Here is a 16,164-nt window from a genome sequence, read left to right as displayed (position 1 = left end):
CCTGGTTCCTCAGGCGAGAGAGCTGATCATGTCAGGGCGGAAACCGGCCCAATGCTGCTCGCCGGCGATGACAACCGGTACCTGACGATAGCCGAGGCCCTGCACGAGCTCATAGGCTTCACTATCGGTGGACACGTCAATGATGGTGTAATCGATACCCTGGCGATCGAGAGCGCGGGTCGTCGCGGTGCATTGGACGCAGGCGGGCTTGCTGTAGACGGTAATGCTCATTGGATATCCTCGTATAGTGATAGGCGTGCAGATGCGTTCGGGCATTAGTCGATGCCCGTGTTGCAGGATGAAAAATGGAGACGGATGCGGTCGAAGACTGGCCGGTTAGAGGGCCGTCACTCGCGTAGCCGGTTATCGGTACTCAAAAACATGGACTTCACCCCGAAGTTATTCTTGCGGGATCTTCGCGGGAGCGAGGGTAACAGCAATCATGCCGCACAGATCCACGCTCGCCATCCGGACACCCCGCCCGTGGACGTTATGCTCGAGGCAGGTCTCCTGGCTCGCGGGTCGCAGCATTCAATCTCGCCTTCCCAAGACACAAGTGTCTCAGTGGCCATGTCGAACGAACGCTCGCCGCTCACAGTTGCGGGGGCAGCTCCGGCTTTGCAATCATCATGACCGCCGACCGAATTCCCGTCTTAGCCTCCAATCCTTGCGAATCGAAGGAACCTCGAACACTATATATAGTATATGAGGTTAAAATTGCGTCAACTGGTTCCGCGCGCCGCCACGGATTTCAATGTTGATAATATGTGGATAGCACCACCAAACCCTGCATCTGCAGGGCTGGACAACCGTGACGTTACTTTATAACAATTTCTATGTAATGTTATTACATAAAGGATCATTCATGTCCCGCTCCAATCCCGGTACTCTCCTTGCGGCCTCGTCGTTGGCCTGCGCATTGCTGTTTCCATTTCCGTCCGTCGCAGATGAAGAAAGCAAGACGGAACGCTGGAGATTATTCATCGCCGATCATAGCCTACCCGTCGTCCATGTCGTAGACCTCGAGAGCGGCAAGGAAATCAGCCGCTTCGACATCGACGGATATGCCGCACTTTCGCTGAGCCAATCCGGCAGGACAGTCTTTGCCGTACAGGGCGAAAAGAATGTGGTGCACGCGCTAGACACCGGCATATCGCTTTCCGACCATGGAGAGCATCGTGATATCGAGCTTTCCGATCCGAAATTGCGCTCGACGGTAATCAAGGGCGAAAAGCCTGGTCACGTTGTCACCCACGGCGACGATGTGGCGATCTTCTACGATCGCGGCGGTAAATTCGATCTCCTCTCGGAAGCCGACCTCACCAGGGACAAAGCCGACATCCGTGCATTCGGCACCACTGCCGCACATCACGGCGTTGCTGTCGCGATGGGCAGCCATCTCCTGGTGTCAGTGCCGAATATGGCCGCCCCCGTCAAGGATGGCGAATTGCCACCGCGCCTGGGCCTGCGGGTGCTCGACCGCAAAGGCGAGCAGGTCGGACAGGTGGAAACCTGCACCGGCCTACATGGTGAGGCGACATCCGCCCGGCTGGTTGCCTTCGGTTGCGAGGAAGGCGTCCTCGTCGTTCGCCCCGGCGGTATTGACGGCCCGAAGATCGAGATGCTCGCTTATGGTTCCGATATGCCGAAGGGCAAGGTCTCGACCTTGCTCGGCGGCACGTCCATGCAATTCTTCCTGGGCAATTATGGGGAACGGAACATTGTCCTCATCGATCCCGATAGTAAGGCCGAGCCCTACAAGCTGATCGAGTTGCCGACACGGCGTATCGACTTCGTGCTCGATGCGGCCGATCCACGCCACGCCTACGTCCTCACGGAAGACGGAAACCTGCATCGCATCGATGTGGTAGAAGGCGGCATCACGAAATCTGGAAACGTGACTGAACCCTACAGCAAGGATGGTCATTGGCGCGATCCGCGACCACGCCTCGCCATGGCAGGCAATCTCATCGCCGTTACCGATCCGCGCCATAGCTTGGTGCGTTTGGTGGATGGCGAGACGTTGAAGGAGATTCGCAGCATTCCCGTCGAGGGACAGCCCTTTGCAATTGTCGCGGCCGGCGGCTCCGGTGCAGTCCATTAAGGGCGGCGCGCAAGTAGTATCCACTCTATAAGAAGGGAGCCGGTCGCTCGGACCGGCTCTCCATTCCATCAAACAATGAGGAAATTCGAACCGGTGACCGCTTTAGGCGGTCCGCGCAGGAAACACGGCTTTCCAGGAAGCTTCCAAGCGACGCTTCAGCTCATATGACAGGGCACAGACTGCGAAGGTCGCAACCGCGATCGGTAGGAAAGACGATGCTGACAGCAGCCCTGCCCGATCCAGCTCATAGGCGATGAGCAACATGACCGTTTGGTGCAGCACATAATAGGTGAGAATTGCCTTGTTGAGATAACGGACAACGGCATTTTCGGACCTGCACCAAATTCTCGCATAGCCGAGAATCGCCACGATGGCACTCCATTGGAAGATGCCGCCGAACACTCTCCCCGTGGCCACACGCCAAATTTCGGGCGTATCCGACGGCAAGGCGGGAAAGAGCAATGTCAGACCGACCGCGCATACGACGGCCAGGATCATTGCCGGCCTTCGCATATGGACGATGGTATCCCAATAATCGTCGCGGCTTGTCATAATCGCGCCGAGCAGGAAGGACAGCAGGTAAGCGGCGTGGTTGTACCAATCGGTTACGATATCCAGCGTCGGCGGAAACGCCGGTCTCAGCAAAAGCTTGAGCAGAACGAAAAGCAAGGCCGGCATCATCAGCATCCAGCGACCCGATAGCCATACCGCCAAGCGATTTCCAACCGTAGACAACAGGTTTGGCCATATGGATACGGCAAGCGTTATCAGCGCGGTATACAGCCACAGATAGGCCAAATACCACAGGTGCTGCAGGCCAATCAGCACTGCCTGCCCGCCATTCGGTAAGGAGACCGGAGTGAAGGTCGCATAGTGCCAGAGAAGATCTGTAAAGCTGATGTCGACGCCCTGATCGGCACGCAGCCACACGTACATCTGCGGAGGAATCAGGAACAGAAGACCCAAAACGAAGGGCATCAGCAACTGCCGCGTGCGCGCACTCCGCAAAGCGTCAGGAGAATGCCGCTTCAACAGCATACCTGTCACAGCGCCTGAAATAAGGAATAGCAAAGACATGCGCCAGGGATGTGTCCACAGATGGATCACGTCAAAGACCGGCGAACTGTCCGGCGCCTTCAGCAGAAAGGTTCTCGAATTATACATCAAGCTGACGTGATAGAGGATCAGCAGCATAAACGCTGCAACCCTGACGAAGTCCAGATCGTGTCTGCGCGGCATCCCCAACATGATTTAGCATTCTAGATTGCAACCCTTAATGGATTGCAAAAAAGATCTCTACAAAATCAGGCCGAGTAAACACCGATGCAACTGAGCGTGCCGATCGCCCCTAGCGCGAAAGGCCCAATCATCATGACTTTGGCTCTTAAGCCGACCTCTGTTCGCGCGTGCCGATTATCCGATCACCACCATGCGGTGCTTGACAGCAAAATTTTGACCACTTATTGATACGTATCACTAATACGTATAACTAAATGGACGACGATGAACAGCCGAGCAACGCAAAAAGATGTCGCAAAGGCTGCCGGGGTCTCTCAGGCCACCGTCTCCATGGTGCTGAGCGGCGGCGGCGCGTCCATTCCGGCGGAGACATGGGAGCGGATCACAAAGGCCGCGAAAGATCTTGGTTATGTCCCGAACCGCTTCGCGCAAGCTTTGAAAACCAGCCGTTCGATGACAATCGCCTGCATCGTGCCCGATATCACCAACCCGTTCTATCCGTCGCTGATCCGCGGCATACAATCAATCGCCGACGGGCTGAATTACGATGTCATAACGGTCAATACCGACGGCACGCCGGAACGCGAGCGGCACTTTCTCGATTGGGCGCGGCAGGGAAGAGTGGACGGCGTGATCGGCGTCTTCTTCACCTTGAAGGCAAAGGACTTCAGTCCCCTGCTCGAAGCCGGCGTCCCCGTGGTGCGCATTGAATCATCGAAAAAACGCGGCGGGGAGATCCCCGTCGACGATATCTATGTCGACAGTCGCGCGGCCGCTCAGGCGGTGACGGAGTATCTGCTCTCCCTTGGGCACAAGCGCATTGCGCTTGTCGCCGGTCGCGGCGGTCCGCAGGCTCATCGGATCGAGGGGTATCGCACGGCACTGGCCGGGTTCGGTCATCCCGACCATGTCGTCATTGACGACGAGTTTTCCGAAATGGGAGGCATTCGCGCGGCCGAGAGCATCCTCGAGGGCGATTTTCAGCCGACCGCGATCTTCGCCGCAAACGACCTGATGGCGATCGGCGTGATGCAATCCCTGCGCGAGCGCCACATTCGGATCCCGGAGGACATCGCGGTCGTCGGTTTTGACGACATTTCTGCCGCCAAGCTCGTCACCCCGACGCTGACGACGGTCGCGCAGTTTCAGTGGAAAATGGGAGAACGTGCCGCGCAGACGCTCATGGAGCGCCTGCGCGGAGAGAAGACCGGTGCAGGAACCGCTGTCGAAATGCCCTTCGACCTCATCGTCAGGGGCTCGACGAACAACGAATAAAAGCAAATCGGGAGGAGAAAACCGATGCATAGACGTACAATTCTGAAGGCCGGCCTCGGCCTTGCCGCCATGCCATTCATGTCCCGCCTCGCATTTGCTGCGGATCAGAAACCCGTATCCTTCTGGTATGAGTCCGCGTCGCCGGAAAACCAGGATAATCTTAAGAATATCCTGGTCGATCCGTTCAACGCTGCTCATCCCGAGGACCTTTTGAGCATCGATTTCCGCGGCTCCGACCTCGACAAGCAACTGCGCGTCGCCATGCTGGCCAGCACCGGCCCCGATGTCGTCTTCACGGCCGGTCCGAGCTACGTTGCATCCATGGCCCAGGCTGGCCAATTGTTGCCTTTGGACGATTATGCCAAGAAATACGGGTGGAACGAGCGCCTGCTGCCGCTCTTCCTCGACCTCGGCCGTTATAACGGCAAGCTCTATGCCCTTGCCAAGACCTATGAAACCCTCGGCCTCTTCTACAACAAGACATTGTTCAGCCAGAACAAATGGAACGTGCCGGTGACACTCGCCGAATTCGAGGCACTTGCCGAGGAGATGAAGGCCAAGGGTCTTGTTCCCTTCGGCGCCGGCAATGCCGATTGGCGTCCCGCTAACGAGCATTACGTGTCAATCGCATTCAATTCGATCGCAGGCCCGGAGAATGTCTACAAGGCGCTGACGGGCGCCATCCCCTGGACCGATCCGGCTTTCGTGCATTCGATCGACAAGCTCGCCGAGTGGTGGGACAAGGGCTACTTCGGCGAAAACTACTTCTCATTGACGCTCGAGCAGGCCTTCGCCCAGGTCGCCACTGGCCAGGCCGGCATGGCTCCGACCGGCACTTGGAACTTTACCAACGTCCAGACCTACTTCCCGCAAAACAATGCAGAGCCGGGCTTTGTCGGCTTCCCCAGTGAAAAGGGCGACCCCATTTTTGCGCTCGGCATCGGCTCGACACTGTCGGTCAATGCCAAATCGAGCAATGCCGATGGAGCAGCCACAGTTCTCGACTACATTTTCTCGGATGACTATTACAGCAAGATCAATTCCGCCTGGCAGGGCGAATGGAACCTGCCGCTGGCCGATCTTTCCAAGGTCAAATTGTCCGACAAGGTGCTGCCTCTCTATGAGGAGGCAATGAAGGAACTGTCTGCCGCCGTCAGCGACGGCAAGTATGGCTATACGACCTGGACCTTCCTTCCGCCGGCGACGGACACGTATCTGGTCAGCGGCATGGAGGAGGTCTGGCTCAAGAAAACCACCTCAGCCGACTTCCTCAAGAAGCTTGACGAGACCTTCAAGCAGGAACGCGACGCCGGCAAGGCGCCCGCGGTCCCGCCGCGCGTCTAACTGGACCACAGCAGGGCGGCGCAAGGCGCGCCGCCCTTCCCCGGAGGATATCATGCATCGACTTTATCTCGTCCCGACGATGATCATCAACGTCGCCATCGTGCTCGTTCCAGCCTTGCTGACGGTGGCGCTCGCATTCTGCAATTGGGACGGCATTTCGGCTCCTACCTTTGCGGGTCTCGACAATTTTCGTGCCCTGGCCGCCGATCGCGTCTTCTGGTCGGCACTTGGCAACAACATCATCTGGATGCTGGTCTTCCTGACCGTGCCGATCTTCATGGGGCTGCTGGCAGCTTCGATGCTGCTGATCGTACGTCGCGGCAGCAACTTCTTTCAGGTCGTCTATTTCCTGCCCGTCGTTATTGCCACGGCCATTACCGCCCGCATCTGGCAGGGTATGATCTATAGCCCGGTCACCGGCGTCTTCGGGCTTCTCAAGAAATATGGCCTGCCGATCCCCAATCCGCTGACCCAGCCGCCGCTTGCCCTTTTCGGTGTCGCGACTGTCGACCTCTGGCATTGGTGGGGGTTTCTGTGCGTGATCTTCTACGCTGCGCTTCGCCAGGTGCCGCAAGAGCAGATCGAGGCGGCCCGCATCGAAGGCGCCACTTATTTCCAGATGATGCGCTACGTGCTGCTTCCCGGCATCAAGCCGACCATCATGCTGTTGATGATCATGACCGTCATCTGGTCGCTGCTGGCCTTCGATTTCGTCTATATCCTCACTCAGGGCGGTCCGGCCTTTTCGAGTGAGCTGCTTTCAACCCTCGCCTACCGCAAGGCCTTCTACGATCTGAACGTCGGACAGGCGGCAGCCGCAGCGTTGGTCATCAGCCTGTTCGGACTGGTCGGCACGTTCTTCTATGTTCGCATCCAAACCAAGGAGGGCGAGCAATGAGACTTGTCGAAAGCCGCCTGACCCTCTGGGTCTGCTATATCCTTCTGGGCATCTTTGCCTTTATCGCGCTCTTCCCTATCGCCCTTCTGGTGCTCAATTCGCTGAAGCCGGCGGCGCAGATCGTCCAGAACCCGCTCGGCCTGCCGCAGCAGATCCGCTGGCAGAACTTCGCCAATGCTTGGAACCACGCGAAATTCTCGAGGACCTTCATCAATTCGCTGATCGTTTCAGGCACGACCATCGCGCTCGTCTGCTCGACCTCGTCGCTGACCGCCTTTGTGATCGCGCGCCGCAAGATCAAAAGCTGGAAGATCTTCACCTTCTATCTTCTGGCAACGACGACGGCACCGATCCAGCTCTACATCTTCCCGCTCTATTTCGGCTTCGCAAAACTCGGCCTGATCAACAACATCTTCGGCGTGGCACTGATCTATACCGCCCTTTACAGCCCCTTCGCCGTGATGCTGCTCAGGACCTATTTCATTGCGGTGCCGAAGGAGCTTGAGGAGGCGGCGATCGTCGATGGCGCCACGCATTGGCAGGTCTTCTGGCGCGTGATGCTCCCCATCGTCTCGCCGGGCATTCTGACCGTGGCGCTGATCATCGGGTTGAATTCCTGGAACGAATTCCTGATCGCCACCACCTTCCTGCAGAAGCAGGAGAACACGACGGCCGTCATCGCCTTCTTTCTCCTGTCCGGCCAATACAGCTCCGACTGGGGCGAGATCATGGCTGCCGCCCTCATCATCGTCGTGCCGGTCGTGGTGCTTTTTGTCTTCATGCAGAAGCGCTTCATCGAGGGCATGGCCGGCGGCTCGGTCAAGGGTTGAATCATCTTTCAAGTACATATGGAGTGAGCAATGCAGCTTCCGAACGACTATCTCGAACGCGTCTATGCAGGCGTCCTGGGCAAGCTCATCGGCGTCTATCTGGGCCGCCCTTTCGAGGGATGGACCCATCAGAAGATCATGGAGGAGCTCGGGCCGATCGAATATTACGTGCATGAGCGTCTGAACCAGCCGCTTGTTGTGACGGATGACGACGTAGCCGGCACTTTCACTTTTGTTCGCGCGCTTGAGGATTATGGCGTCAAGCCCGACCTCTCGGCCGAGGAAATCGGCAAGGCATGGCTTAACTATATCGTCGAGGAACGCGCCATCCTCTGGTGGGGCGGCAACGGCAATTCCACCGAGCACACCGCCTGGCTCAATCTCAAGAAAGGCGTGCCCGCGCCGCATTCCGGCTCGATCGCCACGAATGGTCAGGCCGTTGCGGAGCAGATCGGCGCGCAGATCTTCATCGATGGCTGGGCCATGGTGGCCCCCGGTCAGCCGGAACTGGCGGCCAGGCTTGCCGACCAGGCGGGCAAGGTCAGCCATGACGGCGAATCCGTCTACGCCGCTATGCTCTGGGCCGCGATGGAAGCCGAAGCCTTCGTTGCCTCCGACATCGACCACCTCATCGATACCGGCCTGAAGCAGATACCAAGCGACAGCTTGATTGCCCGGTTGATCGCCGACATCCGCGCCTGGCATAAGGCTCATCCGGATTGGCGCGATACACGCCAGAAGATCCAGGACAAATACGGCTACGACAAATATCCCGGCAACTGCCATGTCGTGCCCAATCATGCGCTGATGATCATGTCGGTGCTCTATGCACCTGATGACTTCCAGAAGGCGCAGATGATCGTCAACACGTCAGGCTGGGATACCGACTGCAATGCCGGCAATGTCGGCTGCCTGCTTGGTATCATGAACGGGCTCGACGGCCTCTCGGAAGGTCCCGATTTCCGCGGCCCGATCGCCGACCGGATGCTGATATCCTCAGCCGACGGCGGCAACTCCATCAACGATGCCGTCCGCCAGGCCTATTTTCTTGCCAATCTCGGCGTGCAGCTGGCGGGTCGCCCCTCCCTTGAGGCACCCAAGAATGGTGCGCAATTCCATTTCTCGCTTCCCGGCAGCCAGCAGGGCTTCCGTCCGCAGACGGATCTCGATGCCACAAACTCCGTCCGCATCGGCAATACCGAGTTCGAAGGCAGCCGCGCGCTGACTATCGACTATGAAGCACTCGGCCCCTCACAAAGCGCCGTCGTGACGACACCGACTTTCTCCCCGCGTGAAATGCTCGACATGCGGACCTACGATCTGATGGCGACGCCGCTCCTCTATTCCGGCCAGAAACTGAAGGCGCGCGTGAAAGCCGACGAGCGCAATCGCGGCACGATCGAAGCGCGCCTGCGCATCCGGGTCTATGACGAACGCGACCAGCTTCGCGATATCGACGCAGAGCCGGTTGTCGTTCAGGCTGGCGCTGAAGCTCTGCTCCAATGGACCCTTCCCGACACCGGCGGTCAGCCGATCGCCGAGCTCGGCATTGTCGTAACAAGCACCGACAGGCGCGCCGACGGACGGCTGATCGTCGATTATATCCGCTGGGATGGGACACCGAACCTCACGCTCAAGCGCCCGGCCGGCGATGGCGATTTCTGGCGCATGGCCTGGGTCAACGGCGCAAGCTTCTTCTCGAAGCGCTTCCCGGCCGCATTCCGCATCGCGCAGAACCGCGGCGAAGGCATCATCATCCACGGCACGCGCCAATGGACCGATTATCAGGCCTCCGGCAACGTGATGATCCACCTCGGCAATTACGGCGGCCTCGCCGTGCGCGCACAGGGCCTGCGCCGCTATTACGGCGCTCGCGTCACGCGCGACGGCAAGATGCAGATCGTGCGGGTGCGCGACGAGGATACCAAGGTGCTGGCCGAAATCGCCTTCAAGACGGAATTCGAGAAGCACATCGCAATGAAGGTCAAGGCGGAGGGCACACGCATCACCTTCGAGGCAGATGGCGTGTCCCTGACGGCCGAAGACACCTCCTCCGATGCCTTCCGCGATGGCGGCGTTGGGCTGCTTGTCCATGAAGGCGCTCTGTCGTCCAACGAGATCCGGATCGGAGCGGCATGATGGCGACCGTCACCATAGACAAGGCACGCAAGGCCTATGGCGCCGTGGATGTCCTCCACGGTGTCTCCGCCGATATTGCAGATGGAGAATTCGTCGTTCTCGTCGGCCCTTCCGGCTGCGGAAAGTCAACCTTGCTGCGGATGATCGCAGGGCTGGAAGACATCAGTGGCGGCACGATCAGCATCGGCGGGCGCGTGGTCAACGACTTGCCGCCCAAACAGCGCGACATCTCCATGGTCTTCCAGAATTATGCGCTCTATCCGCATATGACGGTTGCCGAGAACATGGCCTTCTCGTTGACGCTCGCCGGTGCACCGAAAGCCGAGAAGCAGAAGCGTGTGGAGCAGGCGGCGCAAATCCTCGGCCTCACCGAGTTGCTCGGGCGCTATCCGCGCCAACTTTCAGGCGGGCAGCGGCAGCGCGTGGCCATGGGCCGTTCGATCGTCCGCAACCCGCAGGTCTTCCTGTTTGACGAACCTCTGTCCAACCTCGACGCCAAGCTTCGGGTGGCCATGCGCGCCGAAATCAAGAGCCTGCATCGTCGTCTTGCCACGACCACGGTCTATGTCACTCACGACCAGGTCGAGGCGATGACCATGGCAGACCGCATCGTCGTGATGAATGGCGGCCGCATCGAGCAGGTCGGCAGGCCACTGGAGCTATACGACAACCCTCGCAGTACATTCGTCGCCGAGTTCATCGGATCTCCGGCGATGAATCTGTTGAAAGGACGCTTCGATAATGCCGCCGGCCGGGCCGTCTTCAGAACGAATGACGGCATCATGCTACCCCTGCCCGCTGACGCCGCTGAGATGGCAGGCACGGATGCTATCTATGGCATTCGCCCGGAATATTTCGCCATCTCGGCTGCCAACACGGGCATTCCGGCTCGCGTCGTCGTGGTCGAGCCGCTGGGTTCGGAAACGCAAGTGACAGCGAAAGTCGGCGAGCAGACAATCGTCATCGTGTTCCACGAGCGGATTAGCATCGAGCCCGATGAAACCGTCTGGCTCCAGCCGCAAGCGGAGCGCGTCTGCCTGTTCGATACCAACGGACGGCGCATCGCCGATGCCAACACAGGCAAAATCCTCGAACACGCCTGAACTGGGAGGCTTTGCCGCAAATCATAGAAGCACTTGCGCTGCTACCCCACGGACACCGCGCAGAGCTTTGCAAAATGCCGGCCAGATCAAGCGATCGGGCCGGCAATTCCCGTTCGCACGGACATCTCGGCCAGACTGACGTCGAGCGTTGCGGGATCGATCGACTGGCGCACGTGCAGCAGCATCTCGCCGAGATCGACCATCATCTCCCGCACAAACTTCTCCGTGCGGGCGCGATCTCCGGACACGATGAGACGGAGCAGCGAAATATGGCTCTCGATCATCGTTTCCATCGACGCATTAGGACCGAGATAGGTATGGAATATCCAGCCGGTGCGGCGATAGAGCGTTTGAAGCGGGATGAGCGTGTTGGCGAGAAGCGGCTCCCCGGATGCCGTCAGGATTGCCTTGTTGAGTAGCCGATCGGTGAAGTTGAACCGTTCAAGGCTGAGATCGGCCTTTGAAGCCTCCATATCCGCGATGAAGGTTCTGAGGATCATGTGATCCTGTGGCGTCGCCCGCTCGCTCGCCAGCCCGCAGCCGATCACTTCCATCTCCGTGCGCAGGGGCAGCAATGTCCTCTCCTGCGCCAGATTGACCGGTGCTACACGCAGGCCCGAGCGCGGGCTGACGTGAATGAGCTGGTTGCTGGAAAGGCGCTTTACCGCATCGTGAACGGGCGTGCGGCCGAGGCCGGATTGCTGTTGCAACTGCTGGATCGTGTAGCGCGCGCCGGGCAGCAGCTCCGTCGAAACGATCATGCTTTCGAGGCGATCATAGGCTTCCTCAGACAGGCTCCGGGGCTGCTTCTCTTTCTTTGTCATCGCGCTGTCGATCTTCTCTCGCCCGGCCTGGCCGTCGCTTCTCATATCCGATCCACAGGGATCGGCATTGACTTTCGGCTGCATATATCAAATTTATTGCCTCATGTGAAATTTCAGATTACTAGCGTGATATTTCATAAGGGGAGGAATTATGACAATCGAACACACAACCACTGCCGAAGCTCTACAGCGCCCATCCACCAATCGCCGCTGGTGGATTGCCGGGCTGCTCGCGATCGGCGTTCTCGTCAATTACTTTGATCGGGTGAATCTCACCGTCGCCTCGCCGCTCATCCAGGATGAGTTTCACATCGGGCCGGCGGAGATGGGCATCCTGTTCAGCGCCTTCGGCTGGACCTACGGCTTTCTGCAAATCCCCGTGGGCATGCTGCTCGATCGTTTCGGTGTCCAGCGCGTCATGCGCTGGAGCACTTTCTCCTGGGGCATCGCCTCGGTGATCACGGCCTTTTCGACGGGCATGTCGACGCTCTTTCTATCCCGCATGCTTCTCGGCGTGGCGGAGACCCCAGGCTTTCCGGCCAATTCCAAGGCGACGGGCTATTGGTTCCCGCGCCATGAACGGGGTCTCGCAACGGCTCTCTTTGATGCCGCCGCGAAGTTTTCCAACGTCATCGCCATCCCGCTGGTTGCGTTCCTGATGCTGCATTTCGGCTGGCGCGGTGGCTTCGTCGCCACAGCCATCATCAGCTTCGTCTTCTTCGCGATGTTCTGGCTGTTCTATCGCGATCCGAGCGCCGACAAGAACCTGTCGAGTGAGGAGCGGACCTATCTCAAGGCCGGCGGAGCCGCCCAGGAAGGCGAAGCTGCTGCCAATGCCGTCGGGATGCTCGGCTATCTCCTGCGCAATCGCAAGGTCTGGGGCCTTTCGATCGGCTTTGCCGCCTATGGCTACGCCTTCGCCCTCTTCATCTTCTGGCTGCCGGATTATCTGGTGAAGGAGATGCATATGGATATCCTGAAATCGGCAACCTTCACGACGATCCCGTGGATCTTTGCCACCGCTTCGGATCTCCTGATCGGCGGCTGGCTGATCGACCATCTCATCCGCAAGGGTCATGACGAATCGCAGGTGCGCAAGACGATCATCGTCTTCGGCATGCTGATGGGCCTTGCCGTTGTCGGCGCAGGGCTGACGGCCGATCCCTATTGGGCGATCTTCTGGATCACGGTTTCCCTGAGCGGGCTCGCCGCCGCTGCTCCGGCCGGCTGGTCGATCCCGTCGCTGATTGCGCCAAAGGGTGGTGCGGCTACCATCGGCGGCATCATGAACTTCCTCAACAGCGTTACCGGCATTGCCGCGCCGATCATCACCGGCTTCATCGTCGGTGCCACGCAATCCTTCAGCCGCGCCTTCCTTCTGGCCGGCGTCATGCTGGCAATCGGCATCGTCTCCTACGTCTTCGTGCTCGGCCGCATCGAGCAGATCCCCGATCCGAAGGCCTGATTTCGCCTAAAGACCAAGAAAGGTTTCCCATGAAAATCACCAATGCGAAGGTCATCGTCTGCTCGCCCGGCCGTAACTTCGTCACGCTCAAGATCGAGACGGACGAGGGCATTTACGGAATCGGCGACGCCACGGTGAACGGCCGCGAACTGGCCGTAGCCTCCTATCTCCAGGATCACCTCGTCCCCTGCCTGATCGGTCGCGACGCCTCGCAGATCGAGGACATCTGGCAGTATTTCTACAAGGGCGCCTATTGGCGCCGTGGTCCCATCACCATGGCAGCGATCGCGGCTGTCGACGTGGCGCTTTGGGACATTAAGGCCAAGGCGGCGAATATGCCGCTTTACCAACTACTGGGCGGTGCCAGCCGCACCCACATGCTGACCTATACCCACGCAAATGGCGAAACGATCGAAGAAACGGCCGACAAGGTTGCCGCCTTCAAGGAGGAAGGCTGGAAGGCGATCCGCGTGCAAAGCGCCGTCCCCGGCCTGCCGATCACTTACGGCGTCGAAAAGGTCGGTTCCCTGGCGCAGGCCGAGGACAAGCCGCGTGAGACGCTCTGGGACACGCCGGCCTATCTTCGTTTTCTGCCGCAGCTTCTCGACCATCTGCGTGACCGCTTCGGCTACGAGCTGCATCTGCTGCATGACGTCCATCATCGCCTGACGCCGCAGGAAGCGGCAGGCCTTGCGAAGGAAGTCGAGCGTCACAAGCTCTTCTGGCTCGAGGATGCGGTTCCAGCCGAGAACCAGGAATCCTATCGTCTCATCCGCCAGCATTCGACCACGCCGCTCGCGCTCGGCGAGGTTTTCAACTCAATCCATGATTGCCGCCAGCTGATCCAGGAGCAGCTGATCGACTATATCCGCACGACGCCGCTGCATGCCGGCGGCATCACCCATGTGCGGCGCATCGCCGATCTCGCCGGCCTCTACCACATCCGCACGGCCTGCCATGGCGCGGCCGACATGTCGCCGATCACCATGGGTGCGGCGCTGCATTTCGATCGCTGGGTGCCGAATTTCGGCATCCAGGAATATGCCTTCCATCCCGACGAAGCCAAGAATGTCTTTCCGCACGAATGGCACCTGAAGGATGGTTATCTCTATAGCGGTGAAAAGCCGGGACATGGCGTCGATATCGACGAGAAGGCGGCAGAGAAATACCCCTATAGACGCGCCTATCTCGATGTTGCCCGGCTTTCGGATGGAACGCTCTGGAGCTGGTAATTTCCTGCGATCGGCCGGCTTGTCCAGGCCGGCCGATCGTCGTCAGTTGCCCTGCCCTTCGCGGATACGATCGGCAAGATCCAGAAAATTCTGGCGCATGCGGCCCAATGTGAAGTCAAGGCCGAACAGGCGGCCTGTATCGCTAAAGCTGATCGACTGGGCAGCCTCGGAATGTTGAAACACTTCGAAGGCTGCGGCAAGGCTACTATCGGCTTCGGTCAGGAGCTCTGAATCGATCTCGCCGCCGCTGCGCATAGCCTTGCCGCAAGCCTCGGCAAAGCCTGCCTGCGAGCGCAAAACCTGCGCGGCCTGCGGCCCGATGGCGTTCACCACCTCGGCCGGAAATGGCGTTTCCACCAGATGACTGACATAGGTCATGTCATTGCGAATACGCCACAGCGAGCGCGGGATGGCGTCGGATATGCCCTGCCTTGCGAGCCAAAGCGCGCGTTCGCGCTGCGCATCGGCCAGTAGCCCCTCGGCGGCCATAAGGGACTGTCGCAGCCCGATATTCGCCTCCGTCGCCGACACCGCCTCCCCCTTTTCCACGGCAGCCGCCAAAGTTCGCAGTATCTGTGCCGTCACGTCGAGTGCCGATGCGAAGCGATCGAGCACGACGGTGCGTGACCGGGTTGGCAGGATGAACAGGCTGGCAAGGACGCCGACAACGCCGCCCAGCGTGATCTCGGCAATGCGGTCGATCATGAAGACCTCGACCGGAACCGCCTGGGAGTGGGTCAGCATGACGATCGCCGCGGTCAAGCCGGCATTACGCAGGCGCGGTGCGCGCATCGAGGCGAAGCTGGCGATCCCGACGACGAAAATAAGGGCTATCCCGATGGCTAGCGGCTCATGCGGCGTCAGCAATACCGCTGCGCCGCCAAGCACTGCGCCGGCGATCGTCGCTACCAGACGGTCGACAGCCATGCCGGCCGTGGCACCGACCGATGTTTGCATGACGATCAGCACCGTGAAGACGGCCCAATAGCCCTGCTGAAGATTGAGGAATTGGGTGATGCTATAGGTGACCGTGCAGGCAATCATCACCCGCAGCGCCTGTATCGCCGCGCGCTTCGTCTGGATCAATGAGGTTTTCGGCGGAGACGGAGGCCCGCTTTGACGAGATTCCGGCTCGGTCATCGCGCAACTTTCCGCATGGAAACGTGTGTTGACAATGGCCGTTCGGGTCTTGCCCCTCCCTGCTGCAGTGCAGACGCTATGAACCGCATCCGACTTCCACCATGGCAGCATTTCTTGCGATGTGGAAGAAGCGCGGACTGGGACACCTGCCCCATTCCACGCCTTTGTCATGACCGCAAATAGCGCGCTGCCACGGTTAGTGAACAGCCGTGCTGATCAACCGGTACGGATGGGTTACCTTGAAGTGCGAGATGACTTCGCTCGCCTGCTGGAACACCTTATCAGCGTTCTCAGGGTCCTCATGGGCAAGCTCATCGGCGTTGATGCGGATCGCTTCCGCCATATTGCGTGAAAATTCCGCGAACTTCTGGTCGCCTTCGACCAATGCTTCACGCGCAGCACCTTCCAATGTCCGAGCGACATCGATCAGGATTTCCTCGCGCTCTTCGGCGCTCAGGGTTTCGATAGATTTCGTTCTGTCTTCCATTTTGATCACTCACTCCGATTAGACGTGACGGTGACCGAGCTCATGAAGCCTCGGTAACCTACAGCTAAGAAGGGAGAAATCCGG

At 59.2% G+C, this 16,164-nt stretch carries 14 protein-coding genes and 1 riboswitch; of the genes, 9 read left to right on the top strand and 5 right to left on the bottom strand.

Features of this window, described 5'->3' with window-relative positions; all coding sequences use genetic code 11:
* Positions 1-9: 9 nt before the first annotated feature.
* On the bottom strand, positions 10-231 hold the full coding sequence (gene nrdH, locus BSK43_RS27795; protein ID WP_034479171.1) for a glutaredoxin-like protein NrdH: 222 nt from the start codon (positions 229-231) through the stop codon (positions 10-12).
* A gap of 251 nt (positions 232-482) precedes the next feature.
* Positions 483-703: riboswitch (cobalamin riboswitch) on the bottom strand.
* Positions 704-865: 162 nt separating this feature from the next.
* Here nrdH and BSK43_RS27790 point away from each other — a divergent pair.
* Positions 866-2,104 carry a metallochaperone AztD gene (locus BSK43_RS27790; protein ID WP_077467979.1) on the top strand — a complete coding sequence of 413 codons (1,239 nt, stop codon included), beginning with the start codon at positions 866-868 and terminating at the stop codon, positions 2,102-2,104.
* A 102-nt stretch (positions 2,105-2,206) separates the two neighbouring features.
* Here BSK43_RS27790 and BSK43_RS27785 read toward each other — a convergent pair whose 3' ends face one another.
* A complete protein-coding gene (locus tag BSK43_RS27785; protein WP_246662712.1) occupies positions 2,207-3,352 on the bottom strand; it encodes an acyltransferase family protein in 1,146 nt (381 codons plus the stop codon).
* A 255-nt stretch (positions 3,353-3,607) separates the two neighbouring features.
* Here BSK43_RS27785 and BSK43_RS27780 point away from each other — a divergent pair, with 255 nt between their 5' ends.
* Genes BSK43_RS27780 through ugpC form a run of 6 tightly spaced genes read left to right on the top strand, consistent with a single transcriptional unit; the run spans position 3,608 to position 10,932 of the window.
* Positions 3,608-4,618 (top strand): LacI family DNA-binding transcriptional regulator, encoded by a 1,011-nt coding sequence (locus tag BSK43_RS27780; protein WP_077467977.1) that lies wholly within the window; start codon positions 3,608-3,610, stop codon positions 4,616-4,618.
* 24 nt (positions 4,619-4,642) lie between these two features.
* On the top strand, positions 4,643-5,962 hold the full coding sequence (locus tag BSK43_RS27775) for an extracellular solute-binding protein (RefSeq protein WP_077467976.1): 1,320 nt from the start codon (positions 4,643-4,645) through the stop codon (positions 5,960-5,962).
* Positions 5,963-6,014: 52 nt separating this feature from the next.
* Positions 6,015-6,860: a sugar ABC transporter permease gene (locus BSK43_RS27770; RefSeq protein WP_077467975.1), complete on the top strand. Its 846-nt coding sequence runs from the start codon at positions 6,015-6,017 to the stop codon at positions 6,858-6,860.
* On the top strand, positions 6,857-7,690 hold the full coding sequence (locus tag BSK43_RS27765) for a carbohydrate ABC transporter permease (protein WP_077467974.1): 834 nt from the start codon (positions 6,857-6,859) through the stop codon (positions 7,688-7,690). Before BSK43_RS27770 ends, BSK43_RS27765 begins: the two co-directional genes overlap by 4 nt.
* Positions 7,691-7,720: 30 nt before the next feature.
* Positions 7,721-9,829 (top strand): ADP-ribosylglycohydrolase family protein, encoded by a 2,109-nt coding sequence (locus tag BSK43_RS27760; RefSeq protein WP_077467973.1) that lies wholly within the window; start codon positions 7,721-7,723, stop codon positions 9,827-9,829.
* Positions 9,829-10,932 (top strand): sn-glycerol-3-phosphate ABC transporter ATP-binding protein UgpC, encoded by a 1,104-nt coding sequence (gene ugpC / locus BSK43_RS27755; RefSeq protein ID WP_077467972.1) that lies wholly within the window; start codon positions 9,829-9,831, stop codon positions 10,930-10,932. The genes BSK43_RS27760 and ugpC overlap by 1 nt, the downstream gene beginning before the upstream one ends.
* Positions 10,933-11,018: 86 nt before the next feature.
* On the opposite strand, the gene BSK43_RS27750 is transcribed toward ugpC, so the two are convergent.
* Positions 11,019-11,801 (bottom strand): GntR family transcriptional regulator, encoded by a 783-nt coding sequence (locus tag BSK43_RS27750; protein ID WP_169055476.1) that lies wholly within the window; start codon positions 11,799-11,801, stop codon positions 11,019-11,021.
* A gap of 106 nt (positions 11,802-11,907) precedes the next feature.
* Between BSK43_RS27750 and BSK43_RS27745 the strand changes: the two genes are divergently transcribed.
* On the top strand, positions 11,908-13,221 hold the full coding sequence (locus BSK43_RS27745; RefSeq protein WP_077467970.1) for an MFS transporter: 1,314 nt from the start codon (positions 11,908-11,910) through the stop codon (positions 13,219-13,221).
* Between the two features lie 29 nt (positions 13,222-13,250).
* Entirely contained in the window at positions 13,251-14,453 is a 1,203-nt protein-coding gene (gene manD / locus BSK43_RS27740; RefSeq protein WP_068393284.1) for a D-mannonate dehydratase ManD, read from the top strand.
* Positions 14,454-14,495: 42 nt separating this feature from the next.
* Here manD and BSK43_RS27735 read toward each other — a convergent pair whose 3' ends face one another.
* Both BSK43_RS27735 and BSK43_RS27730 read right to left on the bottom strand, forming a co-directional pair.
* Complete coding sequence (locus tag BSK43_RS27735; protein ID WP_169055475.1) at positions 14,496-15,539, bottom strand: FUSC family protein; 1,044 nt, start codon at positions 15,537-15,539, stop codon at positions 14,496-14,498.
* Positions 15,540-15,789: 250 nt separating this feature from the next.
* Positions 15,790-16,080: a hypothetical protein gene (locus BSK43_RS27730; RefSeq protein WP_068393287.1), complete on the bottom strand. Its 291-nt coding sequence runs from the start codon at positions 16,078-16,080 to the stop codon at positions 15,790-15,792.
* Positions 16,081-16,164 lie beyond the last annotated feature (84 nt).

Source organism: Rhizobium sp. P44RR-XXIV (genome assembly GCF_001999485.2).
In the GTDB taxonomy this organism is placed as follows: domain Bacteria; phylum Pseudomonadota; class Alphaproteobacteria; order Rhizobiales; family Rhizobiaceae; genus Rhizobium.
Note: the sequence above shows the minus strand (reverse complement) of the source record. Positions and strands in the feature narration are given on the sequence as shown.

What these genes read in the sequence shown, in the direction of transcription:
- nrdH (WP_034479171.1), bottom strand. Translation starts at nt 231, where the DNA reads ATGAGCATTACCGTCTACAGCAAGCCCGCCTGCGTCCAATGCACCGCG.
- BSK43_RS27790 (WP_077467979.1), top strand. Translation starts at nt 866, where the DNA reads ATGTCCCGCTCCAATCCCGGTACTCTCCTTGCGGCCTCGTCGTTGGCC.
- BSK43_RS27785 (WP_246662712.1), bottom strand. Translation starts at nt 3,352, where the DNA reads ATGTTGGGGATGCCGCGCAGACACGATCTGGACTTCGTCAGGGTTGCA.
- BSK43_RS27780 (WP_077467977.1), top strand. Translation starts at nt 3,608, where the DNA reads ATGAACAGCCGAGCAACGCAAAAAGATGTCGCAAAGGCTGCCGGGGTC.
- BSK43_RS27775 (WP_077467976.1), top strand. Translation starts at nt 4,643, where the DNA reads ATGCATAGACGTACAATTCTGAAGGCCGGCCTCGGCCTTGCCGCCATG.
- BSK43_RS27770 (WP_077467975.1), top strand. Translation starts at nt 6,015, where the DNA reads ATGCATCGACTTTATCTCGTCCCGACGATGATCATCAACGTCGCCATC.
- BSK43_RS27765 (WP_077467974.1), top strand. Translation starts at nt 6,857, where the DNA reads ATGAGACTTGTCGAAAGCCGCCTGACCCTCTGGGTCTGCTATATCCTT.
- BSK43_RS27760 (WP_077467973.1), top strand. Translation starts at nt 7,721, where the DNA reads ATGCAGCTTCCGAACGACTATCTCGAACGCGTCTATGCAGGCGTCCTG.
- ugpC (WP_077467972.1), top strand. Translation starts at nt 9,829, where the DNA reads ATGGCGACCGTCACCATAGACAAGGCACGCAAGGCCTATGGCGCCGTG.
- BSK43_RS27750 (WP_169055476.1), bottom strand. Translation starts at nt 11,801, where the DNA reads ATGAGAAGCGACGGCCAGGCCGGGCGAGAGAAGATCGACAGCGCGATG.
- BSK43_RS27745 (WP_077467970.1), top strand. Translation starts at nt 11,908, where the DNA reads ATGACAATCGAACACACAACCACTGCCGAAGCTCTACAGCGCCCATCC.
- manD (WP_068393284.1), top strand. Translation starts at nt 13,251, where the DNA reads ATGAAAATCACCAATGCGAAGGTCATCGTCTGCTCGCCCGGCCGTAAC.
- BSK43_RS27730 (WP_068393287.1), bottom strand. Translation starts at nt 16,080, where the DNA reads ATGGAAGACAGAACGAAATCTATCGAAACCCTGAGCGCCGAAGAGCGC.